The 22685-nt window shown below is 68.0% G+C and carries 21 protein-coding genes; 10 read left to right on the top strand and 11 right to left on the bottom strand.

The genetic code is table 11. The features are described from left to right. The 4 genes from IP78_RS02550 to IP78_RS02535 form a co-directional block, all read right to left on the bottom strand. Window positions 1–622, bottom strand: a 622-nt coding sequence (locus tag IP78_RS02550; protein ID WP_054110144.1) for a phytoene/squalene synthase family protein, incomplete at its 3' end; no start/stop codon positions are given. Next, window positions 619–2118, bottom strand: coding sequence for a phytoene desaturase (locus tag IP78_RS02545; RefSeq protein ID WP_054110143.1), 1500 nt, complete (start codon window positions 2116–2118; stop codon window positions 619–621). The genes IP78_RS02545 and IP78_RS02550, both read right to left, overlap by 4 nt. Next, window positions 2115–3281, bottom strand: coding sequence for a lycopene beta-cyclase CrtY (gene crtY / locus IP78_RS02540; RefSeq protein WP_054110142.1), 1167 nt, complete (start codon window positions 3279–3281; stop codon window positions 2115–2117). Before crtY ends, IP78_RS02545 begins: the two co-directional genes overlap by 4 nt. A 71-nt stretch (window positions 3282–3352) precedes the next feature. Beyond that, a complete protein-coding gene (locus tag IP78_RS02535; protein WP_054110141.1) occupies window positions 3353–5218 on the bottom strand; it encodes a PPC domain-containing protein in 1866 nt (621 codons plus the stop codon). 104 nt (window positions 5219–5322) lie between these two features. On the opposite strand from IP78_RS02535, the gene folD reads away from it, so the two are divergent. From folD to IP78_RS02510, 5 genes are all read left to right on the top strand, one after another. After that, window positions 5323–6237: a bifunctional methylenetetrahydrofolate dehydrogenase/methenyltetrahydrofolate cyclohydrolase FolD gene (gene folD / locus IP78_RS02530; protein WP_369814657.1), complete on the top strand. Its 915-nt coding sequence runs from the start codon at window positions 5323–5325 to the stop codon at window positions 6235–6237. Window positions 6238–6315: 78 nt separating this feature from the next. Further along, window positions 6316–7005: a LemA family protein gene (locus tag IP78_RS02525; RefSeq protein WP_054110139.1), complete on the top strand. Its 690-nt coding sequence runs from the start codon at window positions 6316–6318 to the stop codon at window positions 7003–7005. Beyond that, window positions 7002–7832, top strand: coding sequence for a YgcG family protein (locus tag IP78_RS02520; RefSeq protein WP_369814656.1), 831 nt, complete (start codon window positions 7002–7004; stop codon window positions 7830–7832). The genes IP78_RS02525 and IP78_RS02520 overlap by 4 nt, the downstream gene beginning before the upstream one ends. Then, window positions 7826–8518 (top strand): TPM domain-containing protein, encoded by a 693-nt coding sequence (locus tag IP78_RS02515; RefSeq protein ID WP_054110138.1) that lies wholly within the window; start codon window positions 7826–7828, stop codon window positions 8516–8518. The genes IP78_RS02520 and IP78_RS02515 overlap by 7 nt, the downstream gene beginning before the upstream one ends. Before the next feature lie 48 nt (window positions 8519–8566). Next, window positions 8567–9304 (top strand): endonuclease/exonuclease/phosphatase family protein, encoded by a 738-nt coding sequence (locus IP78_RS02510; RefSeq protein ID WP_054110137.1) that lies wholly within the window; start codon window positions 8567–8569, stop codon window positions 9302–9304. Here IP78_RS02510 and IP78_RS02505 read toward each other — a convergent pair. Beyond that, window positions 9289–10758: a phospholipase D-like domain-containing protein gene (locus tag IP78_RS02505; protein ID WP_054110136.1), complete on the bottom strand. Its 1470-nt coding sequence runs from the start codon at window positions 10756–10758 to the stop codon at window positions 9289–9291. The two genes, IP78_RS02510 and IP78_RS02505, sit on opposite strands and share 16 nt — an antisense overlap. A gap of 170 nt (window positions 10759–10928) precedes the next feature. On the opposite strand from IP78_RS02505, the gene IP78_RS02500 reads away from it, so the two are divergent. The 3 genes from IP78_RS02500 to IP78_RS02490 all read left to right on the top strand — a co-directional run bounded on the left by IP78_RS02500 (window position 10929) and on the right by IP78_RS02490 (window position 14565). Next, window positions 10929–11108 (top strand): hypothetical protein, encoded by a 180-nt coding sequence (locus IP78_RS02500; RefSeq protein WP_054110135.1) that lies wholly within the window; start codon window positions 10929–10931, stop codon window positions 11106–11108. 107 nt (window positions 11109–11215) lie between these two features. Continuing rightward, window positions 11216–13822: a hypothetical protein gene (locus tag IP78_RS02495; RefSeq protein WP_054110134.1), complete on the top strand. Its 2607-nt coding sequence runs from the start codon at window positions 11216–11218 to the stop codon at window positions 13820–13822. 161 nt (window positions 13823–13983) lie between these two features. Then, complete coding sequence (locus IP78_RS02490) at window positions 13984–14565, top strand: hypothetical protein (RefSeq protein WP_054110133.1); 582 nt, start codon at window positions 13984–13986, stop codon at window positions 14563–14565. Here the strand turns inward: IP78_RS02490 and IP78_RS02485 are convergent. Further along, window positions 14558–15706: an MFS transporter gene (locus tag IP78_RS02485; protein ID WP_054110132.1), complete on the bottom strand. Its 1149-nt coding sequence runs from the start codon at window positions 15704–15706 to the stop codon at window positions 14558–14560. The genes IP78_RS02490 and IP78_RS02485 overlap by 8 nt on opposite strands. Before the next feature lie 50 nt (window positions 15707–15756). On the opposite strand from IP78_RS02485, the gene IP78_RS02480 reads away from it, so the two are divergent. After that, a complete protein-coding gene (locus tag IP78_RS02480; protein ID WP_054110131.1) occupies window positions 15757–16128 on the top strand; it encodes a DUF423 domain-containing protein in 372 nt (123 codons plus the stop codon). Between the two features lie 28 nt (window positions 16129–16156). Continuing rightward, a complete protein-coding gene (gene pip, locus IP78_RS02475; RefSeq protein ID WP_054110130.1) occupies window positions 16157–17131 on the top strand; it encodes a prolyl aminopeptidase in 975 nt (324 codons plus the stop codon). 6 nt (window positions 17132–17137) lie between these two features. Here the strand turns inward: pip and rodA are convergent, their stop codons facing one another. From rodA to IP78_RS02450, 5 genes are all read right to left on the bottom strand, one after another. After that, on the bottom strand, window positions 17138–18301 hold the full coding sequence (rodA, locus tag IP78_RS02470) for a rod shape-determining protein RodA (RefSeq protein WP_054110129.1): 1164 nt from the start codon (window positions 18299–18301) through the stop codon (window positions 17138–17140). Continuing rightward, window positions 18298–20325: a penicillin-binding protein 2 gene (mrdA, locus tag IP78_RS02465; protein ID WP_054110128.1), complete on the bottom strand. Its 2028-nt coding sequence runs from the start codon at window positions 20323–20325 to the stop codon at window positions 18298–18300. Before mrdA ends, rodA begins: the two co-directional genes overlap by 4 nt. Before the next feature lie 97 nt (window positions 20326–20422). Then, window positions 20423–20941 (bottom strand): hypothetical protein, encoded by a 519-nt coding sequence (locus IP78_RS02460; protein ID WP_156320249.1) that lies wholly within the window; start codon window positions 20939–20941, stop codon window positions 20423–20425. Beyond that, on the bottom strand, window positions 20938–21951 hold the full coding sequence (gene mreC, locus IP78_RS02455; protein ID WP_054110145.1) for a rod shape-determining protein MreC: 1014 nt from the start codon (window positions 21949–21951) through the stop codon (window positions 20938–20940). The genes IP78_RS02460 and mreC overlap by 4 nt, the downstream gene beginning before the upstream one ends. Before the next feature lie 139 nt (window positions 21952–22090). Further along, window positions 22091–22685: rod shape-determining protein (locus IP78_RS02450; protein ID WP_197272355.1), on the bottom strand; the 595-nt coding region annotated here is incomplete at its 5' end.

Genomic DNA, 22685 nt, shown 5'->3' with positions numbered 1-22685 from the left:
CGGGATCGGCGACGGCTTCCGCGGTCGGTTCGAGCCCCGCCTCGATCAGCCAGTCGGCAGGCAGATAGACCCGGCCGCCCTCGGCGTCCTCGATCACGTCCCGCGAGATGTTGGTCAGCTGGAAGGCCAGGCCCAGGTCCTGGGCGCGGCGCAGGACCTCCGGGTCGGTCACGCCCATGACACGCGCCATCATGACGCCGACAACGCCCGCGACGTGCCAGCAGTAGGCGAGGACGTCGTCGATCGTGCGATAGTCGCGGTGCTCCACGTCCATGGCGAAGCCGTCGATCAGGTCCATGGCCCAGCGCTCGGGCAGGCGGTGGCGGATCGCTACGCGCTGGAAGGCGGCGAAGACCGGGTCGGACATGGGCTCGCCGGTCATGGCGCGGCGCGTCAGGTCGTAGAGGCGGTCGAGGCGCCGATTCTGCTCCTCCGGAGACAGTTCCTCGTGGCCGAAGCCGTGGTCCTGGCCGTCGATCTCGTCGTCGCAGGCCCGACACCAGGCGTAGAGCAGCCAGGCGTCCTCGCGCACCTTCGGATCGAACAGCCGGGAGGCCGAGCGGAAGCTCTTGGACCCCTTGACGATCGACGCCTTGGACGCGGCGAGGACGGCGTCGGTCATCGAGCCTCCGCTTGCTCCAGCATGAGGCCCGCCGTCGCCTTGGCCGAGCCGACCACCCCGGGGATGCCCGCGCCCGGGTGGGTGCCGGCGCCGACGATGTAGAGGTTGGGGATCACGTCGTCCCGGTTATGCGGCCGGAACCAGGCGCTCTGGGTCAGGATCGGCTCCAGCGAGAAGGCCGAACCCAGGTGGGAGTTCAGGTCGTCCTTGAAGTCCTGGGGCGTCCAGATGCGTGTCGTCACGAGGTCGCGCCGCAAGTTCGGCATGTAGCGTTCCTCGAGATAGTCGATGATCTTCTCGCGGTACTCCGGTCCCTTGACCGACCAGTCGATGTCGGCGGCCCCAAGGTGCGGCACGGGCGACAGGACATAGTGGCTGGACTGTCCCGGCGGGGCCATCGACGGATCGGTGGCGCAGGGCGCGTGCAGATACAGCGAGAAGTCCTCCGGCAAGGTCGGGCCGGAGAAGATCTCGGAGATCAGCTCGCGATAGCGGGGGCCGAAGCAGATGGTGTGGTGCGCCAGCTGCGGCTGGGGCGTCGAGACGCCGAAGTGCAGCACGAACAGCGACATGGAGAAGCGCTTGGTCTTCAGCGACTTGGCCTTGGACTGTCCGCGCGGCGTGCGGCCGAGCAGGCGGTCGTAGGTGTGGACCACGTCGGCGTTGGAGGCGACCATCTCGGCCGGGATGACCTCTCCGCCCTCCAGAACCACGCCGGTGGCGCGGTCGCCCTCGGTGGTGATGCGCTCGACCGAGGCGTTCAGGCGCAGATCGCCGCCCAGGTCGGTGAAGAACTTGCACAGTCCACCGATCAGGGCGCCAGTGCCGCCCCGCGCGAACCAGACGCCGCCGCGCCGCTCCAGAGCGTGGATCAGTCCGTAGACGGAGCTTGTCTTGAACGGATCGCCGCCGACCAGCAGGGTGTGGAAGCTGAAGGCCTGACGCAGCTGGGGGTCCTTCACATGGCGGGCGACCATGGTGTGGACGCTGTTCCAGCTCTCGAGCCGCATCAGCTGGGGCGCCGCCGCCATCATGGTCCAGAAGGACTGAAACGGCACGGTGCCCAGCTTGAGGTAACCCTCCTGATAGAGCTCCTCGGAATAGGCGTGGAAGTTGTTGTAGCCTTGGACGTCATCGGGGTTGAACGACGCGATCTGGCGCTCCATCGCCTCCTGATCGTCGTTGTAGTCGAACGACCGGCCGTCCTCCCAGCACAGGCGATAGAAGGGATCGACGGGCAGGAGGTCGACGTAGTCCTTGAGCACCGAGCCGGTGCCGTCGAACAGTTCCTCCAGGCACGCGGGATCGGTGATGACCGTGGGGCCGGCGTCGAAGGTGAAGCCGTGCTCTTTCCAGACGTAGGCGCGGCCGCCGGGCTTGTCGCGCTTCTCGACCAGGGTGGTCTGCACGCCCGCACGCTGCAGCCGGATGGCGAGCGCGATACCGCCGAAGCCGGCTCCGATGACCACCGCCCGTTTGGCTGCGACGTCTCTCATGCGCTTCTTCCTAGACCGGTCTCGCGCAGCTGTCGAAGCGCGCGATGGATGGGGACGGGCGGTTTTCCAGTCAGGATGCGCGCCTTGTCCAGCGTCGTGCTTCGTCCTGCGTAGAAGCGCCGCACCAGGGGTTCGCTGAGGCCGTAGAAGCGACGCATGACGCTCCAGCGCTTCGACGGCTCGGCCGCGCGGAACAGCATGCGGTCCAGCAAGCGATAAAAGGCGCGGTCGGCCCAGATCCGCTTGGAGTGACCTTCGAGCAGAGCGCGCAAACCCTCGCCGGAAAGATCGTCGGCCTCGGCCACCAGCCGCGCCGTGGCGACTGCGTCCAGCAAGGAATAGCCGGTTGTCGGGTGGAACAGCGCCGCCGACAGGCCGGCGCGAGCCACCGGAGCGCCCTCGGCCCAGAAGGCGTCGATGTCGCCGTCCAGGGCAATGGGCAGGACGCCCTCCTCCTCGTCGATCACGGCCTCGACGGTCCAGCCGCGCGAGCGGATGTAGTCATCGATCCGTCTACGGATGATGTCGCGATCCAGGCGCGAGCCATCGACGTAGTAGGTGTCCTCGACCAGCACGGTGCGTTCGTCGAAGGGCAGCAGATAGACAAAGCGGTAGGCATCCCCCTGGGTCACCGTCGCGTCCATGATGGTCGGGCGGGTCAGGCCGTGGGGCTCGGTCAGGCGGACGGTGCGGCCGAGGAACAGCTGCCAGCCGAGGTCGAGATGGGGCGTCGGCGCAGGACCTCGCGCGTCGATCACGCCGCGCGCGCGGATCACGCTCTGGTCAGCCAGGGTGACGGAGTCCGGCGCGACGACGACCGCCTCGCCCCGGATCAGGCGGTCGCCGAGCAGGGGCGCGACGGCCTCATGCAGGCCTTCCGACGTCATGCTGTTGTAGGGCGTCGCCAGCGAGCGGCTCAGACCCGGAAAGTAGATGTCGTAGCCGCCTTCCCAGCGGTGCGGTGTCGCGGGTACCAGCCAGGCGCGATCCTCCGCCGAGATGTCGCCGTCGAAGAAGGACCAGGTATGCTTGCCGCCCAAACGGCCGTCGCGTTCCACGACCACGACCTTGAGTTCGGGCCGGTCCAGCGCGAGGCGCCAGGCGATCAGGCTGGAGGCGAGGCCGCCGCCGACGAGGATCAGATCAGGGTCGCCCGAGGCCATGGCCGATCCTTAGAGGCAAAAGGGGCCGGACGCGACCGCGCCGGAGCCCTTTCACATCATTTGAAGCGACCCTACTCGCGCGGCTCGATGGTCAGGGCGTAAGCCCCCGACTGACCCGGAGCGAAGCTGCGGGCGCGGATGATATAGTCGCCATCCTCCTCGACCGACCAATCGACCTTGGCGTGGGTGTCGGACAGGCCGTCGTCGTCTGATGCGACGCTGATCCAGTCGGTGCCCTCGCCGCGACCGATATCGAGGTAGGTGTCGAACTCATTGGAAACCATCGTCAGGCGCAGCTTGTCACCGGCCTTCACGCTGATGCGATAGGCGTCGTAGAAGCTGCCATCCTCGGCGATAGCGTCGTCCTCGCTCAAGGTGCCGCGCGCGGTGGCCCCCACGATGATGCTGCCCGGCGTGGGCTGGGGGCCACGATCGATCAACTCCAGCGAGTAGAGACCGTCGGCATCGGTGAACAATGGGCCCGCGCGAAGAATGAAATCCCCCGTCGACGGCAAAATATAGTTCAGGCGCGAGTCCGTACCCTCGCCCAGACCGTCGTCGTCGCTGGCCAGGGCATAGAAATCGCCTTCCGAGCCGCCGATCTGGAGGAATGTGTCGAAATCACCCGATCGCATGATGACCTGAATGCGGTTGCCTTCCCGGCCCGAGATGCGGAAGGCGTCGAAGCCACGGTTGTCATCGTCGCGCGGGTCGCTGTCGCTGATCTCGCCCTCGATGGTGCTGCCATACGCCAGCGGGATGGGGTCCGGATCGGGCGCGGCCTCGGTCAGGGATATCTCGTAGTTCCCACGGCCCGCATCGGAGAAGCCCCGAGCCTCGATGATATAGAGACCGTCTTCCGCAAGCGTGTGGGTCAGGCGCGAATTGGTTCCCTGCCCAGCCCCATCGTCATCTGAATCGACGATGTACCGACTGTCGCCTTCGCCGGTGTACAGATCGAGCCATGTGTCGAAATCGTCGGAACTCATGGTCACGACAACGCGCTGACCGGCCCGGCCACGGAATGTGTAGCTATCGGCGATCAAGCCGCCGGCGTTCTGGCCGTCGTCGTCGGAAAGTGCGCCCTCGACTGTGTCGCCGAAGTCAATGGACTGGGTCGACATCTGCGGCGGGCCTTCGGCGATGCCAACAGTGTAGGTGCCCGTCTGCGAGCCGCCCAGCGGCGCGGCGCGAACGATGTATTCGCCGTCGGCAGGAGCCGTAAAGACGAGGTAGGAGTTCAGGTCGCCGCCGCCCGGCCGGTCGTCGTTGTAGGCCAGTTCCTCAAAGGCACCGTCCACCATGCGGCCCACGCGGACGATGGGATCAAAGGCCTCACTCTGCATCGAGACAGCGATGCGTTCACCCTCGCGGGCCTGAAAGCTGTAGGCGTCGTACAGGTAGCTGGAATATTGGTCCGCGCTTTCATGCTCCGGGTCGTCGCCAGCGATGTCGCCATCGACCGGCACGCCTAAACGGATCGCGGTCGGGCGCGGTGCAGGCGGCGCGGGGCCGCGATCGATCATCTTGAGCGCATAGTCGCCGCCCTCGAGCCCACCGAGGGTGCGGGCGCGCAGGACATAGGCTCCGCTCTCGGCCACAGTGTAGCGCAGACGGGAATGCAGCCCCTCGCCCAGGCCATCATCGTCGGACGCCAGAACCTCGTCACTGCCCGCCCGCATCAGCTCCAGGTAGGAGTCGAAGTCGTCCGAGCGCATGGTGATCTCAAGCCGCTGACCCGCCTGCGCATCGATCGAATAGAGGTCATAGACATACCGACCGCTGTCCATGTCGTCGATGCGGGCATCGTCATCGGTCAGGGCACCGGAGACGTCCTGGTCGAGACGCAGGGGCGTCGGGTCCTGGGCGAGGGCGGAGCCTGCCGAGGCGAGCAGCGCAATTGCGCTGACGGTGGCGATGATGATCGAACGGCGCATGGTTTCCCCCGTTGTGCGTAGCCAACATAGACGCCGATCCATGACGCCTGTAAATCGCTCGCGACCCTTCGGATTCTGACAAAACGGAGCCGCCCGTGGCCCCCATCGACGCACGCGCGCGCCTGATCGACGGCAAGGCCTTCGCGGCGAGCCTGGTGGAGCGCGTCGCGGCGGCGGCGGCGCGACTGGAAGCGGCTCACGGCGTCAAGCCGGGGCTGGCGGTCGTCATCGTCGGCGAGGATCCCGCCAGCCAGATCTATGTCCGCAACAAGGGCGAGACCACCGCACGGGCGGGGATGAGGTCGGACACACATCGCCTGGCCGAAACGACGAGCGAGGCAGAGTTGCTCGCGCTGATCGCGCGGCTAAACGCCGATCCGGGCATTCACGGCATTCTGGTTCAGCTACCCCTGCCTGGTCACATCGATTCGGCGGCCGTGCTGGGCGCGATCGATCCGGACAAGGACGTGGATGGATTCCATGTCGTCAATGCTGGCCGACTGGCGGTCGGACTGACAGGCTTGGTCCCCTGCACGCCGCTCGGGTCGACCATGCTGCTGAAGGACGCTCTGGGGGACCTGTCCGGGCTGAACGCTGTGGTCGTCGGACGCTCCAACATCGTCGGCAAGCCGATGGCGCAAATGCTGTTGGCCGAAAACTGCACGGTGACCGTGGCCCATTCGCGCAGCCGTGACCTGCCGGCATTTTGCCGGGCCGCCGATATTCTGATCGCCGCCGTCGGCCGACCAGAGATGATCCGGGGCGACTGGATCAAACCGGGCGCAACCGTCATCGACGTGGGCATCAACCGCGTGCCCTCGGCCGATCCGGTCAAGGCAGCAGAGGGCAAGACCCGTGTGGTCGGCGACGTGGCCTTCGCCGAGGCGGTCGAGGTGGCCGGCGCGATCACGCCCGTGCCAGGGGGCGTGGGGCCTATGACGATCGCCTGCCTGCTGGCCAACACCTATACAGCCGCCTGCCGCGCAGCCGGGGTCGAGCCGGAGACGCTGGCGGACTGATCACGGCGCTTGAAGACCCGTCATCTTGCGATGATAGTTCGAGCCAGCGTCCGGCTGGGACGGCTGAAGGGGGTTCTCATGGCTCGTAGTCCGCATAGTCTTGTCGTCACGCTCGGGGTCGCCGCGTTGGCGCAGGGCGTCGCCGCCTGCGGCTACAACGACATTCCGACCAAGCAGGAGCGGGCCGAGGCCGCCTGGGCTGATGTGCAGAGCCAGTACCAGCGCCGCGCCGACCTGATCCCGAACCTGGTCGCCACGGTTCAGGCCGCCGGCATCCAGGAGCGCACGACCCTGACCGAGGTGATCGAGGCGCGGAACGCCGCTGTCGCCACGCCCCTGACCGCAGAGCAACTCAGCGATCCGGCGGCCGTGCAGGCCTTCGTCAATGCGCAAGGCCGGGTGACCGCGGGCGTCCGGTCGCTGGGCGTGCTGGTAGAGGCCTATCCGCAACTGCGAGCCAATGAGAACTTTCTGAATCTGCAGTCCCAGCTGGAAGGGACGGAGAACCGCATCACCATCGCGCGGCGCGACTACAACGAGGCCGTGCGCGCCTACAACACCAGCCTGCGGACCTTCCCGACCGTGATCTGGGCCAACACCGTCTTCTCGGGCGAGGAGCCGATGCAGTTGTTCAACGCCACTGACGAGGCCCAGTCCGCACCGCGCGTCGAGTTCAACCTGAATGGCGCGCCCGCACCGGCCGGAAACACCGCGCCCGGCGGGGCTGCGGCCCCCGTCGCGCCCGGATCGACGCCGCCTGCCCAGTGACCCTGACGTTCGCGACACGCCCGACCCGGGCGGCCTGGGTCATCGCCCTGTTGCTCATGGCACCGCTGCTGGCGATGGCCGGTGGCTCGGTCGCGCAACCGACCTTCCCGTCCCTGAGCGGCCGCGTGGTCGACCAGGCGCGCCTGCTGTCCGACGCCAAGGAAGCGGAGATCACCGCCAAGCTGGAGGCTCTGGAAGCCGACACCAGCGACCAGCTGGTCGTCGTAACCGTCGACAGCCTGCAGGACCTCGAAATCGAGGACTATGGCTATCAGCTTGGCAGGGCCTGGGGCATCGGTCAGGACGGCGAGGACAACGGCGTCCTGCTGATCGTCGCGCCCAACGAGCGCAAGGTGCGCATCGAGGTGGGATATGGCCTAGAGCCGATCCTGACCGACGCCCTGTCCAACCAGATCATCCAGACCCAGATCTTGCCGCCGTTTCGCGAGGGCGGGTTCGAGCGCGGGATCACCGCTGGGGTCGACGCGATCGACGCCCAACTGAGGCTCGATCCGGCCGAGGCCCAGGCGCGGGCAGCGGCGGCCGAACCGACGGATGCGGAACTACCGGCATTTCCGGCGATCGTGATCGCCCTGATCTTTCTGTTCCTGTTCATCAACATCATGAGAGCGGTGGGCGGCGGGGGTCGGCGAAGACGTCGCCGTAATGGCCTCGATCCCATTCTGGTCTGGACGGCAGCCGAAGTGCTCGGCAACGCCAGCCGAAGCCGGTCAAGCGGGGGCTCCGACTGGGGCGGAGGCGGTTTCGGAGGGTTTTCAGGCGGCGGTGGCAGCTTCGGTGGCGGGGGAGCGTCGGGCGGATGGTGAGGCGAATATCTCAGGCCGATCATGCCCGGATCGCGGCCGCGATTCAGGCCGCCGAGGCGAACACAGCGGGCGAGATTTTCTGTGTGCTGGCGCGGGAGGTCTCGACCTATCGGGACGTGAGCCTGCTGTGGGCGGCGGGCGCGGCCTTCGTCCTGCCGCTGGCATTGATCCCGTTCGGTTTCGAGGCCGCCTGGATTCCGGGGATTTCAGCGGGCTGGGACGCAGCCCATCTTGCCGGCCGCGGGACCGAGACCAGCCAGTCGCTGGCGGCCTATGCCCTGGTTCAGGCGGCGGTCTTTCTGTTCGTCTATGCGGCCGTGCGATTGCCGGTCCTGCGTCGGCTGTCGACGCCGCGGGCTGTGCGTCGGGCGCGGGTCCGGAAGGCGGCGCTGCATCAGTTTCTGGCCCACGGCCTGCATGTGACCGAGGAGCGCACCGGCGTGCTGATCTTCGCGGCGCTGGGGGACCATCAGGTCGAGGTCATCGCGGACAGCGGCATCCACTCCCGCGTGGATCAGACCGTATGGGCCGAGGCGGTGGAGGCCCTGACCGACGGGCTGCGGGCCGATCGCCCGGCGGATGGCTTCGAGGCGGCCGTCGGCCTGGTCGGCGGCGTTCTGGCCGAGCATTTCCCGCCACGCCCGCGCAATCCCAATGAGATCGCGGATCGGCTAGTCGAAATCTGAGGCCCGGCGGGTCGCCAAGCGGCGGCAAATGGCTTAGCCCGTCCGACCGTGCGCCTCCTCACCTACAATGTGCATCGCTGCGTCGGCGTGGATCGTCGGCTGGACGTCGAGCGCATCGCCGCCGTCATCGCCGAGCACGAGCCGGACATCGTCTGCCTCCAGGAACTGGACGTCGGCCGGGCCCGCACGGGCGGGGTGGATCAGGCCCGCGCGATCGCGGATCGGCTGTCGATGGCCGTGCGATTCCATCCTGCCATGCGGATCGAGGCGGAGGAGTATGGAGACGCCATCCTGACGCGATGGCCGGAGCGGCTGATCCGGGTCGGAGCGCTGCCGACGGTGCGAGGCATTCCGGGGCTGGAGCCTCGGGGGGCGCTGTGGGTGAGGATAGAGATCGAGGGCGTCGAGGTGAATGTGATCAACACCCACCTGGGCCTGGTTCCGCGCGAGCAGAGGCTCCAGGCGGCGGCGCTGGTCGGCAAGGACTGGGTTGGGCATCCGGAGTGTGTGGGGCCGACGCTGCTGGCGGGGGACTTCAACGCGACATCGATCACCCGTCCATACCAGACGATCGCGCGCAAGCTCGAGGACTGTCAGCGCCAGCTCGGCTTGAAGCCGTCGGTGAAGACCTTTCCGTCGGGCTTTCCGGCCATCCGGATCGACCATGTGTTCGTGACGCCGGACGTGCGGATCACGGGCGTGAAGGCCCCCTTCTCGCCCCTGTCGCGCATGGCCTCGGACCACCTGCCGCTGGTGGTCGATTTCGAGGTTCAGGCCGGGAGCTGAGGCCGCTGTGAGCGATTTCGGCGCTTCCACGGACGCCAGGCGTCGGCGGGCGAGATGGGGTCGCCGATCTGGAACTCTGCGATGGTGCGCTGGACCAGAGACGGCGGCGTGGCGCCCAGCGGCGTCAGGCGGCCGGTGTCGAACTGGCGCATGGCCTTGCCGGTCGAGCCGAGCACCGCCTCGGCGGCAGCGAATTCCTGTCCCGCCACACCGATGAAATGGGCGATGGTTCGGTGGCGGAAGCGACGGATGGCGTCCCATCCGGTCGCGTCTTTCGGCGCGACGGCGACGTCGCACTCCGTGTCCATGCCCAGCGACCGGTTGTTCAGGTTCGTCGAGCCGATGCGCAGGATGCGGTCGTCGACGATCGTCACCTTGGCGTGGACGATGATGCGCTCCCCACCCGCCGTATTCGGACTGAAGGCGAAGAAGCGGTCGTGGTGGTCTGCACTCTCGAGCCGGAACAGGACCTCGGCGCGAGCCGTGTCCATGGTCATGCTGTCGAACCAGCTGGGGCTGCGGCCGGTCGAGACCAGCACCACCTCCGGCCCATCCGGCTCCGCCAGGCGCTCGGCTAGGGCGGCGGCGATGACGGGCGAGGTGAAATACTGGTTCTCCATGTAGATCAGGCGCTTCGCCTGGCGGATGGCCTCGACGTGGAGACGCTCGTTCTCACGCACTTCGGCGCGGCCGCCATGAGCGGGCTCCGTGCGGGCGATGGCGACGGGAACGTCCTGGAGGTCGGCTTGCACGCCGTCGGGCCACGGGTCGAAGCCGTCCGGGTCCGGCAGGGTCCGCTCCCAGGTGGCCTTGAACCAGCGCTCGCGGGCGAGGTCGCCCAGCGCGCGCGCGGCCGGGCCGTCCATGACGCACATGGTCTCGTGTCGGGGCGGCGAGATCGCGCCCGACGGTTGGGCGCGGCGCAGGTCGTCGTCGCGGTGGGCCTCCGAATCCCAGCGGTCGGTCGAGATGTCCCCTCCCCCACAGAAGGCCACCGCGTCGTCGATGACCACGACCTTCTGGTGATGACAGGCACCGAGCGGACCCGGCTGGTCCAGCCGGAACTCGACCAGGCGCTTGCGGAACCAGCCCTGGGCGCGGTGGGGGTAGAAGCCCTGCGACGCGGCGATCAGCAGCGGCGACTTCCAGATCAGCAGGCGCACATCCAGCTCTGGCCGCGTTTTGACCATCATGCGCAGCTGGTGGCCGATCTCAGCCTGGCGGTCGCCCGGACGCGTCTCGGGATCCAGCCGGGTGCGGGGGTCGAACTGCCAACCGAGAATGACGACGGATCGCTGCGCCTTGGACAGGGCGGAGGCCAGGGCGTCGAAGTAGGCCTCGTTCTCCATCAGGACGGCGAAGCGGCTGGCCCGGACCACCCGCCAGCAGGTGTCGCCGGGCACCAGCACGCTCGCGGCGTTGAGGGCCGGTCCGTGATCGGCCTCCTGCTGCATCCTGTGGCGCTCCCCTGTTCCCGTGCGGAGATGCCCCGGTCGCGTCAAGACGCGCGGGAGGCTTATCCGTTCCACGCGGCCCGGGTCGGGTCAACGCCGCGCGACCACCCTGCATTGTCCGGTTCAGCGAAATCGGGTATTGGAGCGACCGTGATGGGGGAGATGAACACGTGCAGGCGCTGATCGAACTGCTTGCCGGCTTCATCGTGATGTTGGCTACGGCCGCCCTGGCGCAGTTCGGGGTGTCGCTAGATCGGCCCGCCGAACCCCAGCCGGAAGTCCGCCGCGTGGTCGACTGCACGCCTTCGCCCTCGATTGCCGCGCCAGCCGACATGCCCCGCGACTGCTGATTCTCCTGAGTTGAATCGTACCCGAAGCCTTCCGGGACAGGGGCTTAGTCGCTAGGGTCCGGCCCTAACGCCCGACCGGCGTCAGCCCACCCGAGAAACCGCGTCCCATGAAGTCCCGTCACCGGCCGCCCCTGACCCTGACCGACCCCGCGCCCGAGGCGCAGGCTTCGCCGGAGCAGGTGGAGGTCGGGGCAGAGCCCTCGGTGGGCGCGACTGACGAACAAGGACCCGTCGACGTTCCGGCCATGGACGGGCTTCGCCCCATGTCCGAGCGCCGCCGCCGTCGTCTGCTGGAGCAACAACGACTGGAGCAGGAGGCCGCGTTCGCTGCGCCGCCGGCACCGGAACCGGAGCTGAGCGCTGCGCCGAGCCCGGTCGTCGCGGCCGCCGAGCCGGAGCCCGAGCATCAACCGATCACCTTCGCCACGAGCGCCGACGCTCCGCCCGCGACGCGGGAAGCCGCTCCGCCGCCCGCGCCGTTCACGGTGAAGTCCACATTGGGGCCTCCCTCCTCGGGCCGGACCTATCTGATCGCCGGGGTCGCCGCCGCCCTCTGGATCGGGGGCGTGGCCGCATGGGCGGCCTATGAAGTGGGGGCCGGCGACGTCACACTCGATCCGCTGCGCCTGGCGCTCTACGCCCTGATCGCACTCGCCCCGGCCGGGCTGGCCGTCATGCTGGCCCATGCGGTGCGGCAGGGAGCCGGGCTGGCTGCCGAGACGCGGCGGGCGCGGGATCTGTCCGAGGCTTTGGTGGCCCCGACGGCGCTCGCCGCCCAGCAGACCGGCGAGGTGCTGGCGACGCTGAGGAACGACATCGACCAGGCGGCGCTGGCGGCCGAACGCGCGCGAAACGACATGGCCCTGCTGCGCGAGGCTCTGGCGGCCGAGACGCAGCGGCTGAACGAGGCCGCCGAGGTCGCCAGCCGCACGGCGCGCCGGCTTACCGAGCAACTCGGCAAGGAACGCGAGGAGATGGCGAACCTCGGCGGTCGTCTGGACACCCAGGCGTCCGGCGTTCTGGACGCGGTCGAGAAGCAGTCCCGATTGATCGTCGATGCATCGGACCTGGCCCAGACGCAGTTGAGGGAGGCGGAAGCCGCGCTGGCCGCCCGAGCGGCCGATCTGGCGGCGGCCGCGACGGAGGCCCAGGACGCAGCGCGTCTGGCTGCGGACGACCTGGCGCGCCAGACGCTGAGGCTCGAGAACGCCGGCACCGGCGTGGCGGAGCAGATCCAGTCGGTTGAGGAAGGCCTGAGCCAACAACGCGCGGCCCTGGTGACGGCGGCTTACGCGCTGCGAACCGATCAAGAGGACTTCTCAGCACAGGTTGAGAGTCAGCGCGCCCAGTTGACAGAGCAGCTGTCGGCAGCACGTGCCGCAGCCGCCGACCTAGGCGATACCTCGACCAAGGCGTCGGAGAGCGTGCGCGACCTGGTCGAGGCGGCGACGGACCAGTTCCGCGCCCTGGTCGACCTGTCGCAGCGCGAGGCCGATGGGTTTGACGCCGCCACCAAGATATCGCTCGACAAGTTCGAAGCGCTGGCGGCCGAGGCGCGCGACACTGTGATCGAGGAAACGCGGCGAGCGCTAGCCATCCTGCAGGCCACAGCAGAAGAGAGCCGCCAGACGGCAACGGACGCCACGACCCAAGCGCAAATCCACGCGGATCGACTGGGCGAGGCGCTGTTCGATGCCGCGAGAAAGGCGGACGAGGCCGCAGACGCTCGCGTGGAAGGCGCGCGGCGGATCGTGCTGGAGACGACGGAGCTCGTCGACGAGGCGGGGCAGAAGGCGATCGAAAAGCTGGAGGCGACGCTGGGCCGCATGACCCAGGCCCTGGCCGAAGTCGACGCCGCGATCGGCGATCTGGACGAGCGCGCCGCCCGCCTGCCCGAGGAGGCGCGCGCGCGCGCCGAAGCGGTGCGTGTCACGGTCGAGGACGGACTAGCGGCACTGGCGGCGGCGTCGAGGAAGGCTGCCGAGGACACCGAGGCGCTCGACGCTGGCTTCCAGGAGAGGGTGCGGCGCAACTACGACATGCTGACCGAGGCCGTGCGCCTGATGGGCGTGGTTTCGGGCGATCCCGCGCCGATCCGCCGGCGCGAGCTACCGCGAGAGCCCGTCGCCCCGTCCGTCACCACGCACCATGCCCCCGCCGTACGAGAGACGGAGAGGCCAGCACCCGAGCGCGAACGTGGGTTTGGTCTGCGCGGCCGACTGCGGCTGGCGCCCACGGTCGAGGATCCGGGCGCGCGAAGCGCGCCACCTGCGTCGGATCGGCTGGACTGGGCCGATCTCGTGGATGACGCCGGGCCGGAGGCTCCTCTGGAACTGAACACGCCCGTGATGCCTGATGATGGCGGTGCCCTGGCCGATCGGATCACCGCCGCGATCCGGCGCATGGGGGTCGATCCCAATGCGCTGCTGCCACGTTCTCGGGTGGAAGAGGCCGCCGAGGCCTTCGCCGGACGCGATCCGGACCGGGCGCGCCAGATCGTGCGTCGTGTCGCGCCCGCCGCCGTGCGGAGCGTCTCCCGTCGGGTCATCAGCGACCCTGAACTACGCGCCGACGCCGAGCAGTTCGTTCGGGATCAGGCCGCTCGACTGGCCCAGCACGCGGCGGATGGCACCTCGGCCGTCATGGCCGCGCTGGCGACAGACACAGGTCGGGCCTTCATGCTGCTGGACGCCGCGATCGGCGATCTCGCCTGACGGGTGATTCCGGGGACGAATGACCTTAACCGGTCGGTTTCGACTTGACGGCCGCGCTCGATTTCCGACACGGTCCGGCCGCTGTCATGAGCCTGTCATGTGCAGCCCGGGGGGCCCTAGTCCGGTCTTCCGGTTGGCGTCAACGGCTTTCGCAAGGCTTCATGCTCGACACCGCCGCCGAGGAAAAGCCCGACCGCAGGCCCGCCATGCTGGTCTGCGTGTACGACGACGCTGATGACCTCTGGCCGATCGAGACGGGTGCGACGATCAATGCGCGGGTCCTACCGGTCGGACCGGACGACCCTGCTATGCTGGCTGGACTCATCACGGGGGAAATGGACGACGAGGCTTGCCGAGCCGTGCTGCTGGTCGGTCGGACGAAGAAGGCGGATCGATTCCGCATCCAGATGCGAGCGGAGAACCGCGCGCTGAGCGGTGGCAAGAAGTTGTCCTTGACCGGTCCAGCCGTGGCACGGGCGACGGCGCCGGTGTCGGAGATGGTGCGGGCGCTAAGCAACGCAGGCTTCGCCGCCGAGGCGACATCCGATAGCGAGGATGACGCCGGGTCCTACCTTTTGTACCGGGTGCTGACCGCCTTGCCGGACAATGCAGACGCGGTGGCAGTCGGACTGCTGCGCACGCCCTGCGGCCTGGCGGCCGAAGAGGCCCGACGTGGCGTCGAGGCAGCGGCGGCAGCCATGGCACGGCACCTGTCGCCCCTGCCCCGCGCGCGGCTCAGCTGATCCGCCCCCTGAGAGACCAGGCGGCGATGAGGCCGACGCCCGCCAGCGCCGCCATCGACAGATAACCGAGCGTCCCGAACGCGCCATAGAGCGGCCCGGCCGCCAGCGTCGCCAGACCGATCAGGACGCCCGCCGCCATGACCGAGTTCAGCGTCTGGGCGGCCGTGTGCTGGCCGGGCGGCGCCAAGCGTTCGATGATCTCGACCCCGGCGAGATAGGTCGCCGCAAACGTCAGGGCATGGAGCGCCTGGAGCGGCCAGAGCACCGCAAGCGGCGGCGCGAAGGCCAATGCGGTCCAGCGCACGACCGCCGCCAGGCCCCCGACCGTCAGGATCGTCAGGGCACCGATGCCGCGACGCCGCCGCCACGGCTCGACCCACCACATGAAGCCGATCTCCACGATCACGGAGAAGGCCCAGAGCAGGCCGGTCGCACGCTCGTCTAAGCCCTGCGCCTTCCAGGCGATGGCCGAGAAGCCGTAGTAGAAGGCGTGGGTGGCCTGGATCGCCCCGATGGCGAGGAGCGCGGTCATGAACAGGCGATCCTTCAGCAGACGCCCGACGCCGGCGAACCGGTCGCGCGCCCGGCCCCGCTCGGCCTCGCCGTCCGTGGGGAGCAGGGTCGCGGCCGTCAGGGCGAGCAGGCCCGAAGCGACCGCGACGCCGACGATGACGCCATCCACCGAGGCCCCGCTGAGGACCGCGCCCATCAGGACGTTGGCGATGACGAAGGCCGCCGAGCCGCAGCCCCTTGGCCAGGCGAAGGCGAACCCGGTGCGGCGCGCGGCCTGGAGGCTGAGCACGTCGGTCAGGGGGATCAGCGCCGCCATCGCCGTCGCCGCCACGAACCAGGCAACGCCCTGGATCCAGAGCCCCTGCCCCATCCCGGCGACGACATAGGCCGCACAGGCGACCGCCCCGAGCAAGGCGATGGGCGTGCGTCGGCGGCTAAAGCCGTCGGCCCAGACCGCGATGACCGGGCCGGTGACGAGGCGGGCCATCATGGGCGCGGCGAGCAGCCCGCCGATCTGGGCCGCCGTGAAACCCTGGGCCGACAGCCACAGGCCGGCGAACGGCAGGCTGACGCCGTTGGCCGCGAACAAGAGGACATATTGCAACGCCAGTCGGCTCGCGGGGCTCATGCGTCGATCCGATAGCAGACGCCGGAGATTGTGTGGGCTACGGTCGCGTAATGAGTTGGAATCGCTCGCTCGCAGGCTTCGCCGCGTTGAACGGCACCATGGCGGTCGCCGTCGGCGCCTTCGCGGCGCATGGTGCCGGGCCGCAGGTGAAAACGTTTCTGACGACGGGTGCGAGCTACCAGTTGACACACGCTCTGCTGGGCCTGGTTTGCGCCCTGTGGCCGGCCGCGCCGCGACTGGCGCATCTCGGCGGCTGGCTGGCAGCCGCCGGCGGGCTGATCTTCTGCGTGGCCCTGTCGCTGATCGGCCTGGCGTCACTGCCGGCACTGGGCGCTGTGGCCCCCGTGGGCGGGGTCCTGATGATCGCAGGCTGGGTCGTCGTCGCGCTCGCGGCCTTCCGGCCACCTTCCATCAACGCCTGATCATTTAGCAGCAATTCTCTGAGACTTCATGGCCTTCCCTGTGACCGAGACGCCCCGCCGAGAGCTCTATCCCGAGCTCGAACCCTTCGCGTCCGGCTGGATGCAGACCGGGAGCGTCCACGAAGTCTACTTCGAGGAATGCGGCAATCCGCAGGGCCAGCCGGTGCTGGTGCTGCACGGCGGGCCGGGGGGCGCAGTGAACCCGGCGATGCGGCGCTACTTCGACCCTGCGATCTATCGCATCATCCTGTTCGACCAGAGGGGCTGCGGAAGGTCGCGGCCGAACGCCTCGCTGGAGGACAACACCACCTGGACCCTGATCGAGGACATCGAGCGGCTACGGGAACGCTGTGGCGTCGACAAATGGACCGTGTTCGGCGGGTCGTGGGGGTCGACGCTGTCGCTGGCCTACGCCATCACCCATCCGGAGCGGGTCAAGGCGCTGATCCTGCGCGGCATCTTCCTGCTGACGAAGAAGGAGTTGCACTGGTTCTATCAGGACGGTGCCTCGATGATCTTTCCAGACGCATGGGAGCGTTTCTTGGAGCCGATTCCAGAGGATGAGCGGCACGACCTGATGGGTGCCTACTACAAGCGACTGATCGGCGACGACGTGGCCGAACGCGAGCGTTGCGCAGTCGCCTGGTCCAGCTGGGAAGGCGAGACCGTCAGCGTGGAGGGCCCCGCCGCACGGCCAGACAAATTCGCCGAGCCCGAGTTCGCCCTGGCCTTCGCCAGGATCGAGAACTGGTACTTCACCAACGGCGGCTTCTTCCCCGAGGAAGGCTGGCTGCTGAAGAACATCGGCCGCATCCGCCACATCCCGACGTGGATCGCGCAAGGGCGGTTCGACGTTGTCACGCCGCTCGCGAGCGCCTGGGCGCTGCACAGGGCGATGCCGGAGGCGAAGCTGGACATTGTGCCGGACGCGGGGCACGCCTCGTCAGAGCCAGGCATCGTCGACAGCCTGTTGCGCGCCACGGACTGGGCCGCGACGCTGTAGGGCGGCTCAGACCAAGCCGTAGCCCTTGGGCAGTTCCGCGTAGCGGTGGACGCGGGTCGAGAGCACCAAGCCGAAGCCGATCATGATCGTCATCATGGACGAGCCGCCGTAGGACAGCAGCGGCATGGGCACGCCGACGACCGGCGCCAAACCCATGACCATGGCCCCGTTGATCAGCACAAAGATGGCGAAGAAAGCCGTCATCCCGGCCGCCGAAATCCGTGCGAAATGACTATGCGCCAGGGACGCGATCCGAAGCGCGATCAGGATGATCGCGATGTAGCAGGCCAGCAACGCGAAGGAGCCGACGAAGCCGAACTCCTCCGCCAGTGTCGAGAAGATGAAGTCAGTCTCACGCTCGGGCAGGAACTCCAGCTGACTCTGACTGCCCAGCCCATAGCCCCGTCCAAGCAGCCCCCCGGAACCGAGTGCGATCTTGGACTGGATGATGTTGTACCCCGTGCCCGAGGGGTCAGATTCCGGGCTAAGGAACGTCAGAACACGGTTCCTCTGATACTCGTGCATGCCGAACATCACGAAGGGCGGCACGGTGACAAGTGCCGCCACACCGCCTGCCGCGATGACCCTCCAGCTAAGACCTGCGACGAACATGATCGCAGCACCGGTCAGGCCGATGATCATGGCGGAACCCAGGTCCGGCTGCTTGGCGACGAACAGGAACGGTATACCGATCATGGCGATCGGGAAAATCAGCTTCCAGGACCAGCGGGCCTCTTGCGCCGTATGGTCGTGGTACCAGCGGGCCAGCGCCAGAACGAGGCCCAGCTTGACGAATTCGGCCGGCTGGATGCGGATGAAACCGAGGTTCAGCCAGTTCTTGGCACCGGCACCGGCGGGTTCATAGCCCAACGGCGTGAACTCGATCATCAGCACCATGAGCACGACGAGAGCGTAGAGCGGATAGGCAGCCCGGAACCACCACTTCGGGTGCAGCATAGCGAGGCCGATCATGACGACCAGCATGACCCCGAAGCGCAGCAGGTGGTCGATGGCCCAGGGCTGCCACTGACCGCCCGCGACCGAATAGAGCATCGCTGTGCCGGTCATCGCCACCACGGACAGAAGGGCGATCAGTCTCCAGTCCAACTCCGACAGCTTGGTCGAAAGGCGGTCGCGCTCGCCGGGACGGGTCAGAGCCGAGGCGGTCATTGCGGCTCTTCCGGCAGATAGGGCCTTGGGCCTGCCGGCTCGGCAGCGGGCTGGGGGGACGCAGCAGCCTGCGTCGGCGCGGCGTTCTGAACCAGGCTGTCAGACTCGTGGGCCCCCGGGTCGTCAGGCGTCTCGGCGAAGCCTTCGCGCTCGATCCGCGCACGGATCTCGTCGTCCTTCAGCAAGACCACCTTCATGATCTCACGCGCGCGCGGCGCGCCGGCGGTGCCGCCGCCCATCCCCCCGTGCTGAACGATCACCGAAACGGCGTAGCGAGGATTGTCGATGGGGGCGTAGGCGATGAAGAGGTTGTGGTCCTTCTGGTTCCACGGCCGCCCCGCGCCCTTGCGGGAGCCCGAGCCATAGTTGCGGGACTGGGCCGTGCCGGTCTTGCCAGCCATGCGCACGGCGCCGAGGCCCAGCTGGCTGTTCCTGAAGCCCGTACCGCCGACGTCGGTCACCATCTCCATGCCCTCGCGCAGGATTTGCAGATAGGCGGGATCGTAGGGCAGGTCGGCGAATCCGCGGCCTCGGTCCTGGGCGACCCCGTCGATACTCTTGATGAGGCGCGGCATGACCGCCTTGCGGCCATTGGCCAGACGCGCGGTAAAGGTGGCGAGCTGGAGCGCGTTGGCGGTCAGGGCCCCCTGGCCGATGCTGTAGCTGGGGGTTTCGCCCGGATACCACATGGGGTCGCCTCGTACCGGGTTACGACGACGCCAGTCGCGATCCGGCACAAGTCCCTGGCGCTGGCCGTCGATGCCGATATCAAACGCCTGGCCGAAGCCCATATCGCGAGCGGCCTCGGCGATGGCATCAGGACCCATCTCGACACCGAGCGTCATGAAGTAGACGTTGCAGGAGTTCTTGATCGCCTCGCGCATATTCTGCGAGCCGTGGGTGGCGTGACAGGCGAAGCGGCGACCCAGGTAGTAACCGCCGTTGCAGACGATCCGGCGTTCCGGATCAGCGCCACGCTTCAGCGCAGCCAGCCCGACGACTGGCTTGAAGGTCGAGCCAGGGGCGAAGGTGCCATAGATCGCCTTGTCCAGAAGAGGCCGACGCTCATAATCCGCCAGCGGCCGATACATCGAACTGGGGATGCCGTTGACGAAAAGGTTCGGATCGAACGACGGTGCCGAGACCATGCACAGGATGTCGCCGTTGCGGACATCCATCACGACCGCGCCGCCAGACTCCTCGCCGAAGACCTCGAGCGCGCGGTTCTGGACATCGGCGTCCAGCGTCAGCACCACGTCCTTGCCGGGAACCGCCGGGCGCGATCCGCCAACATCTTCGGCCACCACGCGACCGCGCGCATCGACCTCCACGCGGTTGCCGCCCTCCACGCCGCGCAGGTCTGTCTCCAGCGCCTTCTCGACGCCCGTCCGGCCGATGCGGAAGCCTGGATTGTAGAGGAGCTGGGGCACCTCCTCATTTCGATCACGATACGCCTGGACGTCGCGATCCGACGGCTTGGCGACGTAGCCAACGACATGGGCGAACGCCCCCCCGAAGGGATAGTAGCGGGCTTCGTTCATGTCGGCCATGACGCCCGGCAGCTCATTGGCATAGAGGTTGACGCGGGCGAACTCTTCCCAGGTCAGGTCGGTCTTGACCGGGACGGGCGCGAAACGCGGCGCAGCGTTCACATCGCGGATGATGGAGCGGCGGCGGTCCACCGTGTCGGGCAAGAGCTGGCCGAGAAGGTCGAGCGTCTGGTCCAGATCCTTGGTCTCGTCGCGAACGACCAGGACGCGGAAGCTGGGTCGGTTGCCGGCGATGACGACGCCGTTCCGGTCCAGGATGCGCCCGCGCGGCGGCGGCACCATGCGGAAGTTGAACTGGTTCTGGCTGGCGAGCGTCGCATACTCCTGAGCCTGGACGACCTGGAGCTGGGCGAGGCGCACCGTCAGCGCCGTCACGCCGATGGCAGTCAGCCCGCCGACCACGAAGGTGCGCCGGAGGAACGAGCCCTGCCGCTCGTTGACGTCAGAAAAGAAGATGGACGGCTCGCTGCTCACCCTGCTTCGCTCCTTGCAGGAGCTTCGCAGGGCTTCGCCCCCGCGCGGTGCGAGTTACAGGGAAGGACCTGTCCTTCGAAGCCTTGGCGAAGAAGGATCATCGGAAGCGCACATCACCATCGTCGAACCACTGGACCATCCAGTCGGCCACAGGAAACAAAAGAAGCGTTGGCAGGACCTGCAAGAGCAGGGCCAGCAGGCTGGGCGGGTGCCCGGCGTCGAAACTGACGATCAGATAGGCCAGGAAGAAGGCGAGCGTGGTACAGATCGCATACCAGACGAACAGCACCCGGGTTTCCTGGCCGGCGAGGAGGTTCCGCGAACCCAGCACCACGGCATAGACTGTCAGAAGGGCGAGCGGCCACATGCCAAGCGTGCCGCCCCAAAAGATGTCGAGGAAAAGGCCCAGCACGAACAGGACGGCCGGAGCCAGCATCGACGGGCGGATCAGGGGCCAGGCGAAGGCCAGGACCAGCGGTATGACCGGCTCGGGCAGAGTCAGTCCGAATAACTTCACTGGGGTGGCCAGAACGATAGTCAGGGCGATCGCGATCAGAGCCGGTCGGAACACCAGCTCGAATGAGCCGACCACCCGAACCGCGACGGGCCGCCTCACTCCACCGCCCCTGCGGCCGGGGCTGTGGCCGGAGCCGGGGCCGGCGAAGTCTGGCGTGCGCGGCGGGCGGCGGCATCGCCGATCGCGGCGGTCTGGGCGGCGTCAGGCGCGGGAGCCGTCGCCAGTCCGGCCAGCGGTGGAGCGTTCAGCGCGTCCGGATCGACGAGCTGGCCGAAGTCCTCGAACAGCATGATACGGACATAGTCGATGGCCCCCCGGTCACTGAACAGCTTGACCCGCCAGGTGCCGTCGATGCCACGTGCCGCCACCCCGATCGGCACGCCGCGCGGGACGCCGCCGCCGTCGCCCGACGTCAGGATACGATCGCCGGCCTGGATCGAGCCCACGCCGCGCACGAACTCAAGACGTGGATTGCCAGAGCCGTCACCAGTCAGGATGGCGCGGGCGTCCGTGCGGTCGACCAGCACAGGCACGCGGCTGGCTACGTCGGTGACCAGGAGCATCCGGCTGACGCCACCGGTAGTGCCGACGATGCGACCGACCAGGCCGTGCTCATTGATCACCGGATTCCCGATCCGGACGCCCTTGCTCGAGCCGGCGTCCAGCAAACGGGCATTGGCGAAGGGGCCGCGCGATTCCGAGACGGACCGGGCCGTGGCCATTGCGACAGGCGGCTCGGTGCGCAGGCGCAGCATGGCCTCATATCGGGCGTTGACGTTCTTCAGAGCGATGGCCTGGTCGCGCCAGGGTTCCAGCTCGGCCACCTGACGGCGCAGACGACGGTTGTCGGACACAGCGTTGAAGTAGCCCCCAATATAATCCGAGGCGCTGCCGGCCCAGCGTACCGGGGCCGCGAGCACGCCACCGATGGGGGCCAGCACGGTGTCCACGCCGGCGCGGACAGGCCCGTAGCCGTGCGCGCCGCCGTCATTACGGCGATCGGCAAGGATCATGAGGATAGATGCGATCAGGGCGACGATCACCGCGACCGCGGCGGTCCAGGCCAGCGGCACCTTGAGCTGATCGAACGGTCCGTCGCGGAACGCCACGGCCTTGCCTTCCAAAAGAGGTCAGAATCAGCGGGACGCCTCCCGCCGCTGTGGGCAGCCTATCGCAAATAGCGGGCCAGATTGGAACCGGCGAATTCGCTGCAATCACGGGGATTTGCAGCCCCGTGGCAGCCCCCGATCATAGCGCGGAGTCGAGCACGCCCTTCATCCAGCGCGGATGCTCCAGAACGCGGCCGCAGCCGATGGCGACGCATGACAGCGGATCGTCGGCGACCGAGACCGGCAGGCCGGTGTGATCGCGGATTTCGGCGTCCAGGCCGCGCAGCAGAGCGCCGCCGCCCGTCAGCATGATACCCTTGTCGGCGATGTCGGCGGCCAGTTCCGGTGGCGTGGCTTCCAGGGCCACCTTCACGGCGTCGATGATCTGCGACACCGGCTCGGCCAGGGCTTCAGCGGCCTGGCGTTCGGAGATGCGGACCTCGCGCGGCACGCCCTGCATCAGGTCGCGGCCCTTGACCTCGATCGACAGGCCCTCGCCGTCGGCGGGGATGCGGGCGGTGCCGATGTCCTTCTTGATGCGCTCGGCCGTGGTTTCGCCGATCAGGAGGTTATGGTTCCGACGCATGTAGCTGATGATGCTGTCGTCCATCTTGTCGCCGCCGACGCGGACCGAGCGCGAATAGACGATGCCCGACAGCGACAGCACGGCCACCTCGGTGGTGCCGCCGCCGATGTCGACCACCATCGAGCCGGTCGGCTCGTGGATCGGCAGG

The sequence above is a fragment of the Brevundimonas sp. AAP58 genome (assembly GCF_001295975.1).
Classification (GTDB): domain Bacteria; phylum Pseudomonadota; class Alphaproteobacteria; order Caulobacterales; family Caulobacteraceae; genus Brevundimonas.
The sequence above is the reverse complement of the archived record's forward strand: the minus strand, read 5'-3'. Positions and strand labels throughout refer to the sequence as shown.